The organism is Anaerococcus sp. HMSC068A02, from assembly GCF_001811125.1.
Classification (GTDB): Bacteria; Bacillota; Clostridia; order Tissierellales; family Peptoniphilaceae; genus Anaerococcus; species Anaerococcus vaginalis_C.
In genome coordinates this window covers 35,940-54,524 of the sequence record NZ_KV803746.1, presented here as the reverse complement: position 1 = coordinate 54,524, position 18,585 = coordinate 35,940, and the positions used below count along the sequence as shown (strand labels likewise).

14 protein-coding genes are annotated in these 18,585 nt (G+C 30.6%); 4 read left to right on the top strand and 10 right to left on the bottom strand.

Going from position 1 to position 18,585, the window contains the following annotated elements; genetic code table 11:
- Positions 1–428: 428 nt before the first annotated feature.
- Together HMPREF2782_RS03700 and ppdK are read left to right on the top strand one after the other, a co-directional pair.
- On the top strand, positions 429–1,250 hold the full coding sequence (locus HMPREF2782_RS03700) for a pyruvate, water dikinase regulatory protein (protein WP_070640948.1): 822 nt from the start codon (positions 429–431) through the stop codon (positions 1,248–1,250).
- On the top strand, positions 1,243–3,873 hold the full coding sequence (gene ppdK / locus HMPREF2782_RS03695) for a pyruvate, phosphate dikinase (protein WP_070640946.1): 2,631 nt from the start codon (positions 1,243–1,245) through the stop codon (positions 3,871–3,873). The genes HMPREF2782_RS03700 and ppdK overlap by 8 nt, the downstream gene beginning before the upstream one ends.
- Positions 3,874–3,970: 97 nt before the next feature.
- On the opposite strand, the gene HMPREF2782_RS03690 is transcribed toward ppdK, so the two are convergent.
- The 3 genes from HMPREF2782_RS03690 to HMPREF2782_RS09495 are packed head-to-tail and all read right to left on the bottom strand — an operon-like array spanning position 3,971 to position 5,958.
- A complete protein-coding gene (locus HMPREF2782_RS03690) occupies positions 3,971–4,900 on the bottom strand; it encodes a TlpA family protein disulfide reductase (RefSeq protein WP_070640944.1) in 930 nt (309 codons plus the stop codon).
- Complete coding sequence (locus HMPREF2782_RS03685) at positions 4,890–5,816, bottom strand: 4Fe-4S binding protein (protein ID WP_083304887.1); 927 nt, start codon at positions 5,814–5,816, stop codon at positions 4,890–4,892. The genes HMPREF2782_RS03690 and HMPREF2782_RS03685 overlap by 11 nt, the downstream gene beginning before the upstream one ends.
- Complete coding sequence (locus HMPREF2782_RS09495; protein WP_004839104.1) at positions 5,803–5,958, bottom strand: CD1871A family CXXC motif-containing protein; 156 nt, start codon at positions 5,956–5,958, stop codon at positions 5,803–5,805. Before HMPREF2782_RS09495 ends, HMPREF2782_RS03685 begins: the two co-directional genes overlap by 14 nt.
- Positions 5,959–6,062: 104 nt before the next feature.
- On the opposite strand from HMPREF2782_RS09495, the gene HMPREF2782_RS03680 reads away from it, so the two are divergent.
- Together HMPREF2782_RS03680 and HMPREF2782_RS03675 are read left to right on the top strand one after the other, a co-directional pair.
- Positions 6,063–6,737, top strand: coding sequence for a response regulator transcription factor (locus HMPREF2782_RS03680; RefSeq protein ID WP_070640940.1), 675 nt, complete (start codon positions 6,063–6,065; stop codon positions 6,735–6,737).
- Positions 6,734–7,858: a HAMP domain-containing sensor histidine kinase gene (locus HMPREF2782_RS03675; protein ID WP_070640938.1), complete on the top strand. Its 1,125-nt coding sequence runs from the start codon at positions 6,734–6,736 to the stop codon at positions 7,856–7,858. The genes HMPREF2782_RS03680 and HMPREF2782_RS03675 overlap by 4 nt, the downstream gene beginning before the upstream one ends.
- Before the next feature lie 211 nt (positions 7,859–8,069).
- On the opposite strand, the gene HMPREF2782_RS03670 is transcribed toward HMPREF2782_RS03675, so the two are convergent.
- From HMPREF2782_RS03670 to secA, 7 genes are all read right to left on the bottom strand, one after another.
- Positions 8,070–9,485, bottom strand: coding sequence for a Na+/H+ antiporter NhaC family protein (locus HMPREF2782_RS03670; RefSeq protein ID WP_070640936.1), 1,416 nt, complete (start codon positions 9,483–9,485; stop codon positions 8,070–8,072).
- Between the two features lie 13 nt (positions 9,486–9,498).
- On the bottom strand, positions 9,499–10,719 hold the full coding sequence (locus HMPREF2782_RS03665; protein WP_070640934.1) for a pyridoxal phosphate-dependent aminotransferase: 1,221 nt from the start codon (positions 10,717–10,719) through the stop codon (positions 9,499–9,501).
- A 36-nt stretch (positions 10,720–10,755) separates the two neighbouring features.
- Positions 10,756–11,427, bottom strand: coding sequence for a helix-turn-helix transcriptional regulator (locus HMPREF2782_RS03660; RefSeq protein ID WP_083304886.1), 672 nt, complete (start codon positions 11,425–11,427; stop codon positions 10,756–10,758).
- 756 nt (positions 11,428–12,183) lie between these two features.
- Positions 12,184–13,434: a dicarboxylate/amino acid:cation symporter gene (locus HMPREF2782_RS03655; RefSeq protein WP_070640931.1), complete on the bottom strand. Its 1,251-nt coding sequence runs from the start codon at positions 13,432–13,434 to the stop codon at positions 12,184–12,186.
- Positions 13,435–13,575: 141 nt separating this feature from the next.
- Positions 13,576–14,664 carry a tryptophan--tRNA ligase gene (gene trpS / locus HMPREF2782_RS03650; protein WP_019117433.1) on the bottom strand — a complete coding sequence of 363 codons (1,089 nt, stop codon included), beginning with the start codon at positions 14,662–14,664 and terminating at the stop codon, positions 13,576–13,578.
- A 34-nt stretch (positions 14,665–14,698) separates the two neighbouring features.
- Entirely contained in the window at positions 14,699–15,808 is a 1,110-nt protein-coding gene (gene prfB / locus HMPREF2782_RS03645) for a peptide chain release factor 2 (protein WP_070640929.1), read from the bottom strand.
- Positions 15,809–18,523, bottom strand: coding sequence for a preprotein translocase subunit SecA (gene secA / locus HMPREF2782_RS03640; protein ID WP_039920545.1), 2,715 nt, complete (start codon positions 18,521–18,523; stop codon positions 15,809–15,811).
- Positions 18,524–18,585 lie beyond the last annotated feature (62 nt).

The window sequence follows — 18,585 nt, the reverse complement described above, 5'->3', positions numbered from 1 at the left end:
AATAAAAAATTAAAAATAAATAATAAAAAAAGTAACACAATTCTCAAGGACGAGATTATCGCGTTACCACCTATCTTCCTTTTTTATAAAAAAGGCTCTTATTTGCATTCATGCATGCTACATTAAACTATTTCAAAACAACCTTCATAGTTTCAATTTAAAGACTTTCACCAGCCGTCTTCTCTCTAAAAAATTTCCCCTACTACTCCTTTTTGTCAAAGTTTATTATTCAATTCTTTTTCTTATTATATTTTAAATTATTTTTTTGTCAATTTCACTTGTAAAAGTTAATGTTGAAAATTCAAATAATATATTTGTAAAATATTAATAATTATTAGTTTTAATGATTGAAAAATGTTTTCAGCTCTTGGATTTTTGATTAAAAATGCTATAATATTAATAGAATCTTATATTAAAGAGGTGACAGGATGAAGCTTAGTGTAAACATTATCTCTGATACAAGTGGATACGCTACAGAAAAAATTGTAAAAGTATCTCTTAGTCAGTTTAATGTTGAATCAATTACAAATATATATCCAGATGTAAGAGATATAGATTCTCTTAAAGATATATTAAATTTTATAATTGAAACTTGCGATAATTTCATTATCTATCACTCATTTCAAGATTCAAGGATGAATGTTTATATCAATGATTTTTGTGAGCTAAATAATATTACTTATGTTGATATAACCGGCTATTCCATAAGGGCTATTTCTAAAAAACTTGAATTAGAACCAAAGTATGCTTTTTCTGAAGAGTCCCTTTATGAAACTGACCGATTTAAAACATTAAATTCATTAGATTTTGCCATCAAATATGACGATGGCAAAGATTTTAGGTCACTTAAAGCTTGTGATATAGCAATAATTGGAGTATCTCGTTCTTCTAAAACGCCATTATCAATTTATATGGCAAGCAAGGGCTATAAAGTTTGTAATATTCCTATACTTTTAAATACTAGCCTGCCCGATGAACTTTTTGAAATTGATAGCAAGAAAATTTTCGGTCTAACTATCGATAAAAATATTTTAAAGTCTTTTAGGCAAGAAAGACTTAAAAGTTTGGGCTTATCTGGAAAAAGTCAATATTCAGATATAAGAGCCATTCAAAAAGAATTGGACTATGCCAAAGCGATTATGGAAGATTTAGATTGTGTAATGATTGATGTTACATATAAATCTATAGAAGAAACGTCTGATATAATAATTAATCATATTAACAGTAGGAAAGGGGAAAAAAATGACTGAAAAATATGTTTACAATTTTAACGAAGGCGACAAGGACATGCGCTCTTTGCTCGGTGGTAAAGGCGCAAATCTAGCAGAAATGACAAATATGGGAATCAATGTCCCATACGGTTTTACGGTTACAACAGAAGCATGTGCAAGATTTTACAAAGAAGATAAAAAAATTTGGGAAGATCTTAAAAAAGAAATAACAAATCACATCAAAGATTTAGAAGAACATAATGGAAAAACATTTGGTTCAACAGAAGATCCACTCCTTGTATCTGTAAGAAGTGGTGCTCCAATTTCTATGCCAGGTATGATGGATACAATTTTAAATCTTGGTTTAAATGATGATGCTGTTATAGGTCTTAGCAAAAAAACAAACAACGAAAGATTCGCTTACGATTCTTACAGAAGATTTATTCAAATGTTTGCTGATGTAGCAATGGGAATCAATAAAAATAATTTTGAAAAGGTTCTTAGTGCAAAAAAAGTTGAAAAAGGCGTAACAGAAGATACTGAACTTGATGCTAACGACTTAAAAGATGTCGTAGAAAAATATAAAAAAGTTTATAAAGATATTGAAGGAGAAGATTTCCCACAAGAGCCAAGAGAACAATTAGACAAAGCTATTACTGCTGTATTTGCATCTTGGAATAATGAACGTGCAATTTTATATAGAAGATTAAATGATATTGATGATTCTATGGGAACTGCTGTAAATGTTCAATCAATGGTATTTGGAAATATGGGAGAAACTTCTGGAACAGGTGTAGCTTTCTCAAGAAACCCTGCAACTGGTGAAAATAAATTATTTGGTGAATATTTAATGAACGCTCAAGGCGAAGACGTTGTAGCTGGAGTTAGAACACCAAAAGAAATTGCAACATTAAAAGATTCATTACCAGAAGTTTTTGATCAATTCCATGATACTGCAGAAAAACTTGAACAACATTACAAAGATATGCAAGATATGGAATTTACAATCCAAGAAGGACAATTATACTTACTTCAAACAAGAAACGGTAAAAGAACTGCTCATGCTGCAGTAAAAGTTGCAGTTGATATGGTTCATGAAGGACTTCTTAATGAAAAAGAAGCAGTTTTAAGAATTGATCCTAAAGATCTTGATGGTTTACTCCACCCTACACTTTCTCAAAAATCTATAAAAGAAAATGAACCTGTTGCTAAAGGTCTTGCAGCAAGTCCAGGAGCTGCTGTAGGTTACATTGCATTTACTGCAAAAGAAGCTAAAAAAAGAGCTGCAAAAGGTATAAATGTAATCTTAGTTCGTGAAGAAACTTCTCCAGAAGATCTTGAAGGAATGGTTTCAGCAGTTGGAATCCTTACAGCAAGAGGCGGTATGACAAGCCACGCTGCTGTAGTTGCTAGAGGAATGGGAAAATGTTGTGTATCTGGTGCTCATGAAATATATGTAAATGAAGATGAAAGATTCGTAAGAATTGATGGTAAAAAATATTCAGACCAAGACATAATTTCAATAGATGGTTCTACTGGAAATATTTACGTTGGAGCTTTAGAAACTGAAAATCCAAAACTTGAAGGTACATTTGGAGAATTTATGAGCTGGGTTGACAAATATCGTGATATGAAAGTAAGAACTAATGCAGATACACCTCACGATGCTAAACAAGCTTTAGAATTTGGTGCTGAAGGAATTGGTTTATGTAGAACTGAACACATGTTCTTTAAGGCTGATAGAATTTTCCAAGTTAGAAAAATGATTTTAGCTCACAATTTCGAAACAAGAAAAGAAGCTTTAGATAAAATTCTTCCAATGCAAGAAGATGATTTCTATCAAATTTATTCTCTAATGGGCGAAAGACCTGTTACTGTAAGACTTCTTGATCCACCTCTTCACGAATTTTTACCAAGAGGACAAGAAGAAATTAGAACTCTTGCTGAAGATTTAAATATGGAAATATCTGAAGTTAAAAAGAGAATCCTAGATCTTGAAGAAGTAAACCCAATGCTTGGATTTAGAGGACTAAGACTTGGTGTAAGATATCCAGAAATTTCAAAAATGCAAGCTCGTGCTATAATTCAAGCTGCAATGCATTGTCATGAAGATGGAATTAATGTTGTTCCAGAAATAATGATTCCACTTTCATCTGATGTTAAAGAACTTGCTTATGTAAAAGCTCAAGTAAGAGAAGAAATTGAAAAAGTATTTGAAGAAAAAGGAAAGAAAATTGACTACTTATTAGGAACAATGATTGAAATTCCTAGAGCTGCTATAACAGCTGATCAAATTGGAGAAATTACTGACTTCTTCTCATTTGGTACAAACGACTTAACACAAATGACTTTTGGTCTTTCAAGAGATGACGCTGGTAAATTCTTGGATCTTTACTTAGATAAAGATATTTTCGCAAAAGATCCATTCCAAGTTCTAGACCAAAAAGGTGTTGGTTTCTTAGTTGAAACTGCTGTTGAACGTGGTAAAAAAGCAAATCCAAATCTTCACTTAGGAATTTGTGGAGAACACGGCGGAGAACCTACTACTGTTAAATATTTATATAATGTAGGGCTTGATTATGTATCATGTTCTCCATTTAGAGTTCCAATTGCAAAACTTGCAGCAGCTCAAGAAGCAATTGAACATCCAAGAAATAAATAATTTAAAATTAATACAAAAATACCAGAGTTTTAAAACTCTGGTATTTTTGATTCATCAAGAAGGATAATATAAATCTAAATTCGAAAATTTTCATTTTCTACATTTTGTCTTTTATTATTTTTTCTATCATTTCTTTTACTTCTTTGTATTTGTCTTCTTTGTCGATCGCTCCTACTATTGGATCTCCAACTATATTTCCTTCGCTATCTACAAGGATTGATGTTGGATATGACATTATTGTTTCTGTGTATTTTTCAAGTTCGCTACCTTTGTCTATAGTAATATTTTTGTATTTTGCCCCTTGTTTTTCTAGGATTTTTTTAGCTTCTTTTATTGTATCTTCCTCGCCTACTTTGGCTTCTGAATTTATTCCTATTACTTGTCCACCCATTTTTTCTATTTCATCGTTTAATTGTTGTAATTTTGGAAGCTCTCCTACGCATGGTGCACAACCATTAAACCAGAAATTTACGAGTGTTAATTTTTTATCTTTGAATATGTCTTTTGTAACATCATTTCCATCAAAATCTTTTGAATTAAATGTTGGGAATTTTTTTAATTCTTTTGTTGAAACTGCTCCATCTTCTTTTTTGTTTGATGCACTTTCGTTTCCTGCTTTTAATTTTGTTATTTCTTCTTCTAATTTTGCAATTTCTTCTACGTCTTTTGTCAAAAGTTCATAGTCTTCTTTGGATAATTCATCTTTTGCTTTTTCTACTAAATCTTTTAAATATGCATCGTATCCTTTATCTTTATTATCTTCTGCACTTGACTTATCTGCTTTTGAAAATGCTACTTGCCATTGCTTATCGTGTGAAGCTAAGATGTCATTTTGTTTTTTCATCAATTCGTCAATTTTAGCTTTATTATCGTCCATCTTGTTTGACTTATTTGAATTGCTTTCAACTTTTTCTACTGATGATGGATTTGAGTTCATATTGTCTTTGTTTTCTTGTTTTGAACAAGCTGTTAATGCTAATACTAATGTTGCTGATAATGCTAATACTTTTACTTTTTTAAATTTCATTTTTTTCTCCTTTAATGTCTTCTTTTAAATTTTCTTTTTTATTTTCTTCTTTTTTCTTATCGAGTCCAAATTGATATTTGAGGGCACAGGTTGGACACGATGTGATACACATTCCACACCTTATACATTCGGTATGGTTTTGGTCTTTTCTAACGTCTACATCCATTTTACAGGCTTTTACGCATTTTTTGCAGGATATGCACTTGTTGTTGTCAAAATTTATTTTGAATAGGGATATTTTATTAAATAGGGCATAAAATGCTCCCAAAGGGCAAATCCATTTGCAAAATGGTCTAAAAAATATTATTGATAGGATTACAGTTATTATCAAAATTGTAAGTTTTAGGTTAAATAATGAACCTAAGCTTGCTCTTATTGATGTGTCTACTAAGGAAAGCGGGATTGCTCCTTCTAGAACTCCTGCTGGGCAAATGTACTTACAAAAATATGGATTGCCCATTCCCAATTCATTTACCACAAGAACTGGCAAAATAATAACGGCAACTACAAGTATCAAATATTTTATGTATCTTAATGGTTTTAATTTTTTTGTTGAAAATTTTTTGCATGGAATCTTGTGTAAAATTTCTTGGATAAAACCAAATGGACACAAAAATCCGCAAACTAGTCTTCCTACCATTACTCCAACAAAAATCAAAAATCCGCTTATATAATAGGAAAATTTGAATTTTGATGAGCCAACTACTGCCTGATATGCTCCTATTGGACAAGCTCCTGTTGCTGCTGGGCAAGAATAGCAATTAAGTCCAGGAACGCAAATCTTTTTTATATTCCCCCTATAAATTACTCCTTTAAAAAAATTAGGAAGGTGAATATTTGTCATAAGACTTGCTAAAATTTGGATTAGCCACCTAAATTTTGCTATAGTTTTTGATCTAATCTTATCCAATTCCAACACACTCCAGACATAATTTTATCGCCTTGCTAAAGACCGTATCTACTTCTCCACGGAAGGCTCCATAAGAAATAAAACCTATTGCAAGGATCAAAAATCCTATTTGTATATTTTTCTTTTTCTTAATTTCTATATCAATCACCTCTTTACAAATTAATAATAACAGATTAGATATAAATTTTCTGTTAAGATTTTCTTAACATATATTTTATTATGATTTGATATAATACTTATAAAGGAGAGAACATGAAAATATTAATAGTAGAAGATGAAAAAATATTAAATAATACAATAAATAAATCTTTAAAAGATGCAGGTTATGAAGTCGAATCCGCTTTTGACGGCTTTGATGCTATGGAAATGATAGAAATCGAATCTTATGATCTTATAGTTTTAGATTTAAATCTTCCAAATATGGATGGAATGGAAATTTTGAAAAATTTGAGAAAAGAAGATGTTGAAACAAAAGTTTTAATTCTATCTGCAAGAAGTCAAATCCAAGATAAGGTCGAAGGTCTTGATGCCGGAGCAAATGATTTTTTGCAAAAGCCATTTCACTTGGACGAATTAAAAGCAAGAGTTAGATCTCTTACAAGAAGAAACTTTATACAAAATAATACAGAGCTTTCTTTTGATAAGATAAAATTTGATAGTAAAAATAGGACGATTTTTATAGACAACAAAGAATTAAAATTGACAAGAAAAGAATCTGGAATTTTGGAATACTTGCTTTTAAATCAAGGAAGACCAGTAAGCCAAGAAGAATTAATTGATCACGTTTGGGATTCTAGCGTTGATTTATTAAGCAATTCAATAAGAGTGCATATATCTGCCCTTAGAAAAAAATTAAAACAAGAACTTGGCTATGATCCAATCGAAAATAGGATTGGAATAGGATATTTGTTGAGGAAAATAAAATGAAAAAAATGTCATTAAGGCTTCGAATCGCCATTTTAACAAGTATTTTGATAGCTCTTACAAGTTTAACCATGAATTTTTTTATGAACAAAACCGCATATTTTTATATAGATTCTTTGGGTGGATATGTCGATAAAATGGAAAACAAAGAAGATTTGTATATAAATATTGACAAGGATAAAATTGGCGATTTTGATACAAATTTTTCAGACCAAGTCACAATTACAAAAAATAATTTTTCAAAAAAATCTTGGATAATAACAAGTTTAGTTACAATTTTTGGAGGAATAATTTCATACTTTCTAAGCGGAAAATTTCTAGAACCCCTTGATAAATTCTCAAATCAAATTGAACAAATCCAGCTTAAAAATATAACCGATTACGAAGTAAAAGAAAATCCAATAAAAGAATTTCAAAAATTAACCAAATCTTTTAACCAAATGCTAGAAAGATTAAACGAATCTTACAAAAACGAAAGAGAATTTACAGCAAGAGCAGCCCACGAGTTGAGAACTCCCCTTACCATAATAAATTCACAAATCGACCTATTCGAAGAAGAAAATATGGATGAGGATGAAATAAAAAATCTTGTAACAATGATAAAAAACGAATCAGATAGACTTTCAAAACTTGTAACAAGCCTTTTAGATTTAAGCGAATTAAGGTCAGTTACAAGAAACGAAAAAATTGAACTATCATCTTTAATTGAAGAGGCTATTCAAGATTTATCATTTATATCCGACAAAAAAAATATAAACATAGAAAATCTTTGCCAAGAAATATATATAGAAGGAAGTGATTTACTAATCTATAGAGTATTTTATAATTTGATAGAAAACGCAATAAAATACAACAACAATAATGGATTTGTAAAAATTTATTCCAAAAAAAATAATGACTTTGCAGAAATTTATGTAGAAGATAGCGGAATAGGAATAGCAAATAGCGAAAAAGAAAATATCTTCAAAGCCTTTTATAGAATAAAAGCAAACGAAGAAATAGGCTCAGGACTAGGACTTTCCCTTGTAAAAGAAACAATAAAACTTCATAGAGGAAAAATTAAAGTTTTAGACAAAGAAAAAGGAAGCCTAATAAAAGTTTCCCTACCAATTTCTAATTTATAAATAATTTTAAGCACAAAAAAACTAGGCACAAAGCCTAGTCAGAACGTCGACAAACCTACTAATAAATTAGGTTTATCGACGCTTTTTCTATCCTTTTAAAATATTATTAAGTTATTCCGTGTTTAAGGGTTCAGCTCAAACTTGGGTTTGTTTTCAGTATTAGCTCTAGAAAACTAGGGCTTAAAATTTTAAAATCTTATTCTTATAATTATTATTTATTATTTAAAGGCTTATCTAATTCTTCGCCATTAGGTCCTTCATATTTTAGACCCCATCCTGTTAAAACAGCTATTAAAAACACTAAAAATAGCATTAATGTATATATAGACCCTTTTGCAACTGTAGATGGTGGTAATCCACTTAGAGCTGATCCAATAAATACGAATACACTTAGGAATGGAATATTATGTGGTATACCATGCGCAAAACCATCAAGAAGATTTGCTCTTCTATAAGGATGTATATCTGCTTTTTCTCCTAGTTTATTTGCTATTGGTCCAAATGTTAAAATAGAAGCACTTGTCACCCCACCAAATAATAGTGTAGTAAGAACTATTCCAATACCAATAGCTAATTCTGTACCCCTCACTGTTTCGCCTAACTTGCTTTCATATATACTATTTACTAATTTATCTAATGCTCCAGAATTTTGCAATACCCCCATGATGCCAAATACTGATATTACTAGAGTTACTGTTCCCATCATATTGGCTACTCCATCAGGTATAAATCCAACTATAGTGCCATCTTTTACGTGAAAAACATCTTCTAAGGTTATTAATCCTGTAGATAGTCCTACTATAGTTCCCAATATTATTCCAGTAGAAACAGATGCGTATATATTACTTGTTTTAATTGCTACTATTATTAGAATTACAACAGGTATTAGCATTAAAAGTGGTTTTGGATCAACTAAAATCTCAGACGCTTCATTTATTCCTCCATCTCTGCCACCTAATAATGCAAATAATACAAGTGTTATAGAGCCAGCAACAAGAGAGTATTTTAATCTACTCCCCACAACACCTGTAACATCAGCCGGCATTCTATTATGCTTAAATGTTTGAGTGTTTGATGATGCTATAGTTGTGTCAGATATAGGTGCGAGGTTATCTCCGAAAATACATCCACCCATTAATGCTCCTGCTAAAAACATTGGGTTTGCTCCTAAAGACACACCTGATTCATAGAATATAGGAAAAGCTGCAAATAAAGTTCCTATAGAAGAACCTGTCGCTGTTGAAAGAATGCAGCATGAAAGAAATGAAAAAGCTACAAATATTCCACCTTTCATTCCTATCTTTTCAGATAACCAAAGAAATCCTCCAGAAACATTTGTTGATTTCATCAATTGTGAAAAAATCCCAATTATAAAGAGAATTACAACTACTTCAATAGAAGTTCTACTAGATACACCATCAACTACAGAGTTCCAAAATTTATTAAAGTTTTCAAAATCTTTGACAAACATACTTCCAATTATTAAACCTATAAACCCACCAGCTGCAAGAACATGCATATCAAACACTTTAAATATTACAAATACAATCATGCATATTGCAAAAAATATTAACATTGGTATGAAGCTTAAAGTCCAGGAAATTTTAAACTCTAATTTATCTTTCATAATCAATCTCCTTTTATTTTAGTTTAGTTTTACCAAGCTCTATCAAAGCTTGTCTTATTTTGTGTAAAGCTTCTCTTGCTTCGTCATCATCTAAAATAGCTCCACTAACTATCCTTAAATAGCCTTCTCCTTCAGAACCATATGGTGATCCCTCATTTACTAAAATTTTTGCATTTTCAAGAATATAATTATAAACTTCATTAGAAGTTCCTAATTGTTTTACATTTATCCATGTTAACATACCACTTTCTGTAGGTAGTAATTTTGTTCCCGGGATATTTCCTAATTCTTCCTCAACTATATCTTTTCTTCTTTTTAATTTTTCATAAATTTCTGGTAAAATATTATCATCTTCTAAAGCAGCTATAGCTCCGAAGGATGATGCGGTAGATGTTGCTCCAACAACGCTAACTGCACTTCCATATAAAACATCCATTATATGATCATTCGTATAAATATATCCTACTCTGTAGCCACTTAGGCCTAGTCCTTTTGATAGAGAACATACTGTAATAGTTCTTTCCCACATTCCTGGAAGTGTACAAGGATGTACAAACTCAATTCCATCATATATATGGTCTTCAAAAGCTTGGTCAGAAACTAAAATTAGATTATTATCTATAATAAACTTACTCAAAGCCTCTAAAGACTCCCTTCTAAAAACAGTTGTAGTTGGATTGTTTGGATGTGTGATCAGTACCATTTTTGTCTTATCAGTTAAACGCTTTTTAAATTCCTTTATATCAAATTGATAATTGTTTTCTTCATAAATAGGTACTGATACTGTTTTTGCTCCTAGTAGTTTAGGATTTAAAGAATTATTAGGATAACTTGGATTTGGAACCATTACTTCATCACCTTTATCCAAAAAAGGCATCATTGCAAAAATTAATCCAGAGTCTGATCCTGGTGTTACTATGACATTTCTGCCTGGATCTATATTCAGTCCTGTTTGCTTGCTAACTTTTTTTGCTATTGATCCTCTTAGTTCTTTTAATCCAATTGGCATACTGTAGTGCGAAGGAAAACCAGTGTTTATAGCATCTACAGTAGCCTTCATAACTGATTCTGGAATTGCTGGATCAGGGTAAAACACATCAGCCCAAGCCATAATTTTAACACCATTATCCAATAATTTTCCAACATTATCTCCTACGTCTGCTTTGCTGACTTCTCCAAATAATCCACCTTCTACGTCCTTAAAAGCATCTGTCATTAAATTTTTAATGTTCATAAACCACTCCTCCTTAAAACGTTTTCTTATAATTAATTACATACTTCCTAATTTTTGAATATATCTATAGATAGTTTGAGGTGATAAATTAAATAGATTTGCCACACTATTAACAGAATCCTTTATATTAAAAATCCCTAATTTATACATAATGTTGATTGGATTTTTAATATTTTCAACTTCATTAATAGGTACATCTGAATCAGATTCCAGAATGCATCTTCTAATCGAATCATCTAGAAATTTATCTACTGAATCATTCTTATGATTGCTAAAATTTTCTAAAATATTGTCATCTTCAATATCATTATTGAGGTTAATAAGATAGTCTATATCATTTTTCATCTTTAACAGTTTAGAAATGTCATAATTTACACATAGAAGACCAATTAATTCCCCATTGTCATCTTTTATATAATAAGTACTTGACCTTGTAATTTTTCCTTCATTACTTCTTCCAATATAATTTACCACAGAATCTTTTGTTCTATAATTATCTTTAGTTATTATTGATAATGCATAATCGGTTATCCCTCCTCCAACTTCTCTACCAGTAATATGACCATTAGCTACAAAAATAATTGATTCTTTAATATTTTTTAAGTCATGAACTAAAACCTCACAATCTGGTCCGTTAATGTCTGCTATAAATTTTGCTATCCTAATATATTTTTTGAGTATCATTTGATTTTTTATATTATTTTCCATGACTTTATTTTATAATAATATTTTCTCATTGTCAACTATTTTTGATAATTTTTTCTCTCAATTGGCTTTTTACATAATAAGAATATAAATTTTAATCAAGTATGAGCTAATTTATAGCCCCTCTCACACCACTCGTGCGTACCGTTTGGTATACGGCGGTCCAATATTTTCTTGTATCATAATATTTATTACTGATGTATCTATTTAACTTTATTCTTTTTGTATCTGAACCTTGAAAGATGAATACTTCATTCCTTATGTTCCATCAAGTCATAGTACATCCTTTTCAAATATTAAAATAAATATCGTTCCCCTCTTCACTCTATTTCCGTTACAGAAACTTCTTTGCTACTATGGGTTCGCTGAATTCTAACTATTCATTATTACTACTATTTAGCTAGTGAGACCTCAAAGGATAAGCCCAATACTTTCATCGTTTACTTGTGGAATTTATGCTTTGGGTTTCCGGTTAACTTTTGGATCTTTATTATCTTATGCTAGCTTGACAACCTTTACTCCTTATATTCTGTTACTGTTAGTCAAGGCACAATTTCGATATTGCTTCTTCTCTCCTAGGTGTGACCATCTAAAACTTGAAAGTTGCTATTAGATACGTTGATAACTAAGATCTGTAGGATTTTCATCCCAGCACTAGAACATGCCAGTCATACATAAAAACAAACCATAAAAAATTGAGCTGAACCCTTACATCCATATTCCGGATTTTGGGATTCAGCTCAGAGCCTAGTTTTTTAATTAAATTTCTTCAGCATTTATAATTTCATCATTGAAACCGTCTTTGTAGTCATCATTTTTAACTATATGTTTATTAAATATTTTATCTATACCAACTGAGATTGCTGTATCTCCTGATATATTTGCAGCGGTTCCAAATGAATCTTGAGTTAGATATAGTGTAATCAATAATGATGCAAGCTCTCCTTCTGAAGGAATTCCTACAACTGGTAAAAATGGTAGTGCACTCATTACAGCTCCACCTGGTGCTCCAGGGGCAGCAACCATAGCTATTCCCAAAATTGCCATATATCTTAACATTAATAAATAAGAATGATCCATTCCATACATGGTTAAAATTGTAAATGTACAAGCAGTGATTGTAATCATTGAGCCTGGCATGTGAACTGTAGCTCCAAGAGGAATTACAAAATCTCTTATTCCCTTACTAACACTATTTGACTTAGCACATTCTAAGTTTACAGGAATTGTTGCAACAGATGATTGAGTTCCAACTGCTGTTAAATATCCTTTGATTTGGTTTTTGATTAAAACAAGAGGATTTTTCTTTGTATAAAGACCATTTATTATAAATAAAGCAGATATGTATAATAAGTGAAGAGCAATTACACACAAAAATATTTTCCAGAAAATTGAAAGAACTGCAAATACAGAGCCAGTAAATGCCATTTTTGAGAAATTACCAAAAATAAAAAATGGTAATAATGGAACAATAGCTGTTGATAAAACTTTTGTAATTATCTCATTAAATTCTCCAATTAAACCATAAGAATATTCTCCCTTACCATGTTTTCTTAACCAAGAAATTGAAATTCCCATCATAAAGGCAAAAATAATTGCTGATGTAACATCAAAAAATGGTGTGATAGGCACTTCAAAAAATGGATTAACTTCAATTTCACTTGAAGCTTGGATTTTAGCAACTTGATCTTGACTAATAAAAGCTGGGAAAATATTTGAACTCATTAAATAAGATAATGAACCACCAACTATAGTTGATGTATAAGCAATAAGAACAGTTACAGCAAGTAACCTTCCAGCTCCTTCTCCAAGATCTGCTATTCCTTTAGTAACAAAAGCGATTATCATAAGTGGGATAACAAAGTTTAAAAATGCACCGAAAATTGATGAGAATGTAACTGCAATTCTTACAAACCATTCAGGCAAATATAAACCAGCTAAAGTACCTAAGGCAATCGCTATCAATAATTTAGGTATTAAACCAAGTTTTTTCTTTTCAGATTTACTCATAAAAATTTAAACACTCCTTTTTTAGCTATATTTTTATGTAAAATATATAGCTCGTAACGTGACTACCTATCCATTATAGGACATAAAGAAAAAAAGTGCAAATAAAATTGCACTTTTTTAACAAATTATTATCAATTTTTCTTATTTTTGGTTATATTTTCTTTGAAGTTCAGAAATTAAATTATTATCATCAAAATAATTTATGCCCATAGCGTCTTTTACTTGTTCAAGTTTCATTTTTCCATAAGCACTTGCTTCTTTCGAACCATTTTCCATAATTTCAAATAATTTGGAAATATCTTTTTCATAATAAGCTCTTTTTTCTCTAACCGGAACAAGAAAATCTTCCAAAACTTTATTTAAGAATTTTTTTATTTTTACATCGCCGAGTCCACCACGTCTATAATGATCTTTTAATTCATCTAAATTTTTATATTCTGGCAAATATTTTTCAAAATGATAATCTTCACAAAAAGCATCAAGATAAGTAAATACAGAATTTCCCTCAACCTTTCCAGGATCTGTAATTTTTATATGTCCTGGATCTGTAAACATTGACATTACTTTTTTCTTTACTTCTTCTTTTGAATCTGATAAGTAAATACAATTATCCAAAGACTTGCTCATTTTTGCATTCCCATCAATTCCTGGAAGTCTTCTACAAACTTTATTTTCTGGAATTACTGCTTTAGGTTCTCTAAAAATTTCTTTGTAAGTACTATTAAATGAACGAACCAATTCTCTAGCTTGTTCAAGCATTGGCTCTTGGTCTTCTCCAACTGGAACAATATTTGAATCAAACAAAATAATATCTGAAGTTTGGCTAACAGGATAAATTAAAAATCCAGTTGGAAGACTTGTTTCAAAATTTTTAGATTTTATTTCGCTTTTTACTGTAGGATTTCTTTCAAGCCTTGATAGGGTAACTAAATTTAATAAATAAAAAGTTAATTCTGTAAGCTCTTTTACATAAGATTGAACAAAAAATGTCACCTTATTTGGATCAAGTCCAACTGATAAATAATCAAGCATAACTTCTGTAATATTTTCTCTGATTTTTTTTGGATTATCAAAATTATCTGTTAGGGCTTGAGCATCGGCAATCATAACATACATTTTGTCATAATTTCCTTCATTTTGCATTTTAACCCTATTTTTTAATGAGCCAACATAATGGCCCAAGTGAAGTTTTCCTGTTGGTCTATCTCCAGTTAAAATTATATTTTTCATTTTTTCTCCTTTTTAATAAAAAATAAGGGAAAGATTATTCCCTTCCCTTATTAGCTAAATATTCATCTATAAATCCGTCAATATCTCCATCCATTACGCTTTCAACATTTCCAACTTCAAAATTTGTTCTATGATCTTTAACCAAAGTGTATGGATGAAATACATAAGATCTTATTTGATTTCCCCAAGCTATTTGGGTGTAATTTCCTTGAATATCTTCAATTTTTTCCCTGTGTTCTTCTTCTTTAATTTGAGTAAGTTTTGCCAAAAGAAGTTTCATTGCTGTTTCTTTATTTTGAGTTTGGCTTCTTTCAGCCTGACTTGATGCTATAACTCCTGTTGGGATGTGAGTAATTCTTACAGCAGAATCAGTTTTATTAACATGTTGTCCACCAGCTCCACTTGCCCTATAAGTATCAATCCTCAAATCTTTTGGATCAATTTCTACACTCATATCATCATTTAATTCAGGAAAAATATCAACTGATGCAAAAGAAGTGTGGCGTCTTTTTGAAGAATCAAAAGGAGAAATCCTTACAAGCCTGTGAACGCCTTTTTCTCCTTTTAAATATCCATAAGCAAAAGAGCCTTTTACATGAATTGTTGCAGATTTTATACCACCAGCTTCTTCGTTATTTAAATCTGTCACATCAAATTTAAAATTTCTTTTTTCGAAAAATCTTGTGTACATTCTCATAAGCATTTCAGCCCAATCAGTAGCTTCAAGACCACCAGCTCCAGCATGTATTACAAGATAGGCATTATTTTTGTCGTATTCTCCATCAAGCTCAGTTTTTATTTTAAAAGAACCTATTTCTTTTTTTAATGAATTTAAAATTTCTTCAATTTCATTCAAACTTTCTAAATCTTCATTGCTTTCTTCAATTATATCCAAAAGATCAGATTGGTCTTTTAATTCTTCTTCAAAGCTTGTAAAAGTTTTAAAATTATCTTTTTTATCTGACAAATCTGCCATTATTTCTTGAGCTTTTTGGCTGTCATCCCAAAAATTTTCTTCTAGAGTTTGTTGTTCAATTTGTTTTATTTCTGTATTTAGCTTTTCTGGGTTAAGATGAGAGCCAATCATATCAAGATTTTTATCAAGTTCTTTAATGATTTCTCTTAGCTCATAAATTTCTGCCATCTAATTACCCTTGATGTGTCCTTTTTTGGCTTCTCTTTTTAATCTTCTTCTTTCAGCCCTGTTTGTTGCTTCTTCTGGATTTTCAGGATTTTCAAATCCTTCTTCATCAGGTTTTAAAACTTGTTTTCTTTCAATATTTTGTCTGATTTCAACACCCATCATAAGTCTTACAGTTTCTTCTTGGATGGCATTAGTCATTTCTTCATACATATCAAAACCAGTATTTGTGTAAGCTCTTACAGGATCATCATTTCCCATTGCCCTTACACCAATTTCTTTTCTCATTTGATCCATTGAATCGATATGTTCCATCCATTTTGTATCAATTACTCTAAGTAAAACAACTCTTTCAACTTCTCTCATGTTTTCTTCGCCAAATTGTTTTTCCTTATTTTCATATTTTTCTAAGCTTGTTTGGTAAATATAATCTATAAGTTTTTCTTGAGTAAAATCATTTATATTTTCAAACTTCAATAATTCAACAGGAATTGCAATTGATTTTAAATGGTTTAATAAAGCTACCATTTCCCAATTTTCTGGTTTTACTTGTGGATTTGTAAATGAATATACGGATTGTGAGATTGAATCTTTTATCATTCCAAGGATTGAATCTCTCATATTTTCTCCGTAAAGAACTTGTTTTCTTTCGTTATAGATTATTGTTCTTTGTTTGTTCATTACATCGTCGTATTGAAGAACTCTTTTTCTTGTTGCAAAGTTATTTGCTTCAACTCTTGTTTGAGCTTTTTCAATTGACCTTGTAACCATTTTTGAAACAATTGGTTCATCTTCTGGATAATTGTAGTTTTCTACAAATTTTGAAATTTGTTCTCCAACATTAAGCCTAATCAAGTCATCTTTTAATGAAATGAAAAATCTTGATTTTCCTGGATCTCCTTGCCTTCCAGAACGACCTCTCAACTGATTATCAATTCTTCGTGATTCGTGTCTTTCTGAACCAATTATATAAAGTCCACCGACTTCTCTAACTTTTTTGGCTTCTTCATCTATGCCAGGTTTTACTAGAGATTTGTAGTGTTTATATTTTTTTCTTGCTTCTAATATTTCTTGGTTATCTGTTTCTTGGAAGGAGTCAACTTGTTCAAGCAATTCTTCTGAAATTCCTTCTCTTTTCAATCTTTGTTTTGCCATATGATCTGCATTTCCACCAAGCATAATATCAGTACCACGGCCTGCCATATTTGTTGCAATTGTTACAGAATTTAATCTTCCTGCTTGAGCAACTATATCAGCTTCTCTTTCGTGGTTTTTTGCATTTAATACAACGTGTTTTATTTTTTCTTTTTTAAGAGCATTTGATAATTTTTCAGAATTTTCTATTGAAATTGTACCTACAAGGATTGGTTGACCTGTTGCATGTACTCTTTTAATTTCTTCAATTATCGCATTATATTTTCCATTTTCATTTATATAAACATAATCTACATCATCAACTCTTTGAATTGGTTTATTTGTAGGAATTTCTACAACGTCTAGATTATAAATTTCTGAAAATTCTTCTTCTTCTGTTTTTGCAGTACCAGTCATTCCTGATAATTTATCATACATTCTAAAGTAATTTTGGAAGGTAATTGTTGCAAGAGTTTTTGATTCTGATTGAACTTCAACGCCTTCTTTTGCTTCAATTGCTTGATGAAGACCATCTGAATATCTTCTTCCTTGCATAATACGTCCAGTAAATTCATCTACAATCATAACTTCGCCATTATTTACAACATAATCAATATCTCTTGTCATTGTAGTGTTTGCTTTTAGGGCATTGTTGATGTAGTGAGCAAGTTCAAGATGTTCTGGATCTGATAAATTTTCAATTCCAAAGAATTTTTCTGCCTTTGCTGTACCTTGTTCTGTAAGGTTTGATGATTTTCTTTTTTCATCAACTAAGAAATCCACTTTTTCTACAACAAATTCCCTATCAAATGGATCTTGATCTAAATCTTCATTTGGATCTAAAATTCTTCCTTCAAGGCCTTTTATAAATTCATCCGCTTTTACATAAGTATCAGTTGATTCATCGCCTTCTCCAGAAATGATAAGTGGTGTTCTAGCTTCATCTATTAAAATTGAGTCAACCTCATCGACTATGGCATAGTGAAGTCCTCTTTGAACCATATTATCCTTATAAATAACCATGTTATCTCTTAGATAATCAAAACCAAATTGGTTGTTTGTTCCATAAGTTATATCACAGTTATAATTTTTTTGTCTTTCTGAATTTGTAAGTCCATAAATTATACAACCTACTGTAAGACCTAAAAATGAATAAACTTTTCCCATCCACTCTTGGTCACGCTTTGCAAGATAATCATTTACTGTAACTATGTGAACGCCTTTTCCATCAAGGGCATTTAAATAAGCAGGAAGAGTTTCAACCAAAGTTTTTCCTTCTCCTGTTTTCATCTCTGCAATTTGTCCATTATGTAGAACAATTCCTCCAAGTAATTGAACAGGATAGTGTTTCATACCCAAAACCCTATCACTTGCTTCTCTTACTGTTGCAAATGCCTCTACCAATAAATCATCAAGACTTTCTCCCTTGTTTAATCTTTCTTTAAATTCATTAGTTTTATCTTGTAACTGTTTATCTGTTAATTTTTGCATATCTTCATCTAGTGCCAAAATTTTATCAACCAATTTTTGGTTGTTATCAATTTCTTTTTGACTAAATGATTTAAATATATTTAATAACGCCAAATCTTTCACCTCTAATTCTCTGTATATCCTACCCTTTTTATAAGCTTTTGGCAATAAGTTAG

What these genes read in the sequence shown, in the direction of transcription:
- trpS (WP_019117433.1), bottom strand. Translation starts at nt 14,664, where the DNA reads ATGAAAAATATAATTTTAACTGGAGATAGACCAACAGGAAAACTTCAC.
- HMPREF2782_RS03680 (WP_070640940.1), top strand. Translation starts at nt 6,063, where the DNA reads ATGAAAATATTAATAGTAGAAGATGAAAAAATATTAAATAATACAATA.
- HMPREF2782_RS03655 (WP_070640931.1), bottom strand. Translation starts at nt 13,434, where the DNA reads ATGAGTAAATCTGAAAAGAAAAAACTTGGTTTAATACCTAAATTATTG.
- HMPREF2782_RS03665 (WP_070640934.1), bottom strand. Translation starts at nt 10,719, where the DNA reads ATGAACATTAAAAATTTAATGACAGATGCTTTTAAGGACGTAGAAGGT.
- HMPREF2782_RS03670 (WP_070640936.1), bottom strand. Translation starts at nt 9,485, where the DNA reads ATGAAAGATAAATTAGAGTTTAAAATTTCCTGGACTTTAAGCTTCATA.
- HMPREF2782_RS03660 (WP_083304886.1), bottom strand. Translation starts at nt 11,427, where the DNA reads ATGGAAAATAATATAAAAAATCAAATGATACTCAAAAAATATATTAGG.
- prfB (WP_070640929.1), bottom strand. Translation starts at nt 15,808, where the DNA reads ATGGCAGAAATTTATGAGCTAAGAGAAATCATTAAAGAACTTGATAAA.
- ppdK (WP_070640946.1), top strand. Translation starts at nt 1,243, where the DNA reads ATGACTGAAAAATATGTTTACAATTTTAACGAAGGCGACAAGGACATG.
- HMPREF2782_RS03675 (WP_070640938.1), top strand. Translation starts at nt 6,734, where the DNA reads ATGAAAAAAATGTCATTAAGGCTTCGAATCGCCATTTTAACAAGTATT.
- HMPREF2782_RS03690 (WP_070640944.1), bottom strand. Translation starts at nt 4,900, where the DNA reads ATGAAATTTAAAAAAGTAAAAGTATTAGCATTATCAGCAACATTAGTA.
- HMPREF2782_RS03700 (WP_070640948.1), top strand. Translation starts at nt 429, where the DNA reads ATGAAGCTTAGTGTAAACATTATCTCTGATACAAGTGGATACGCTACA.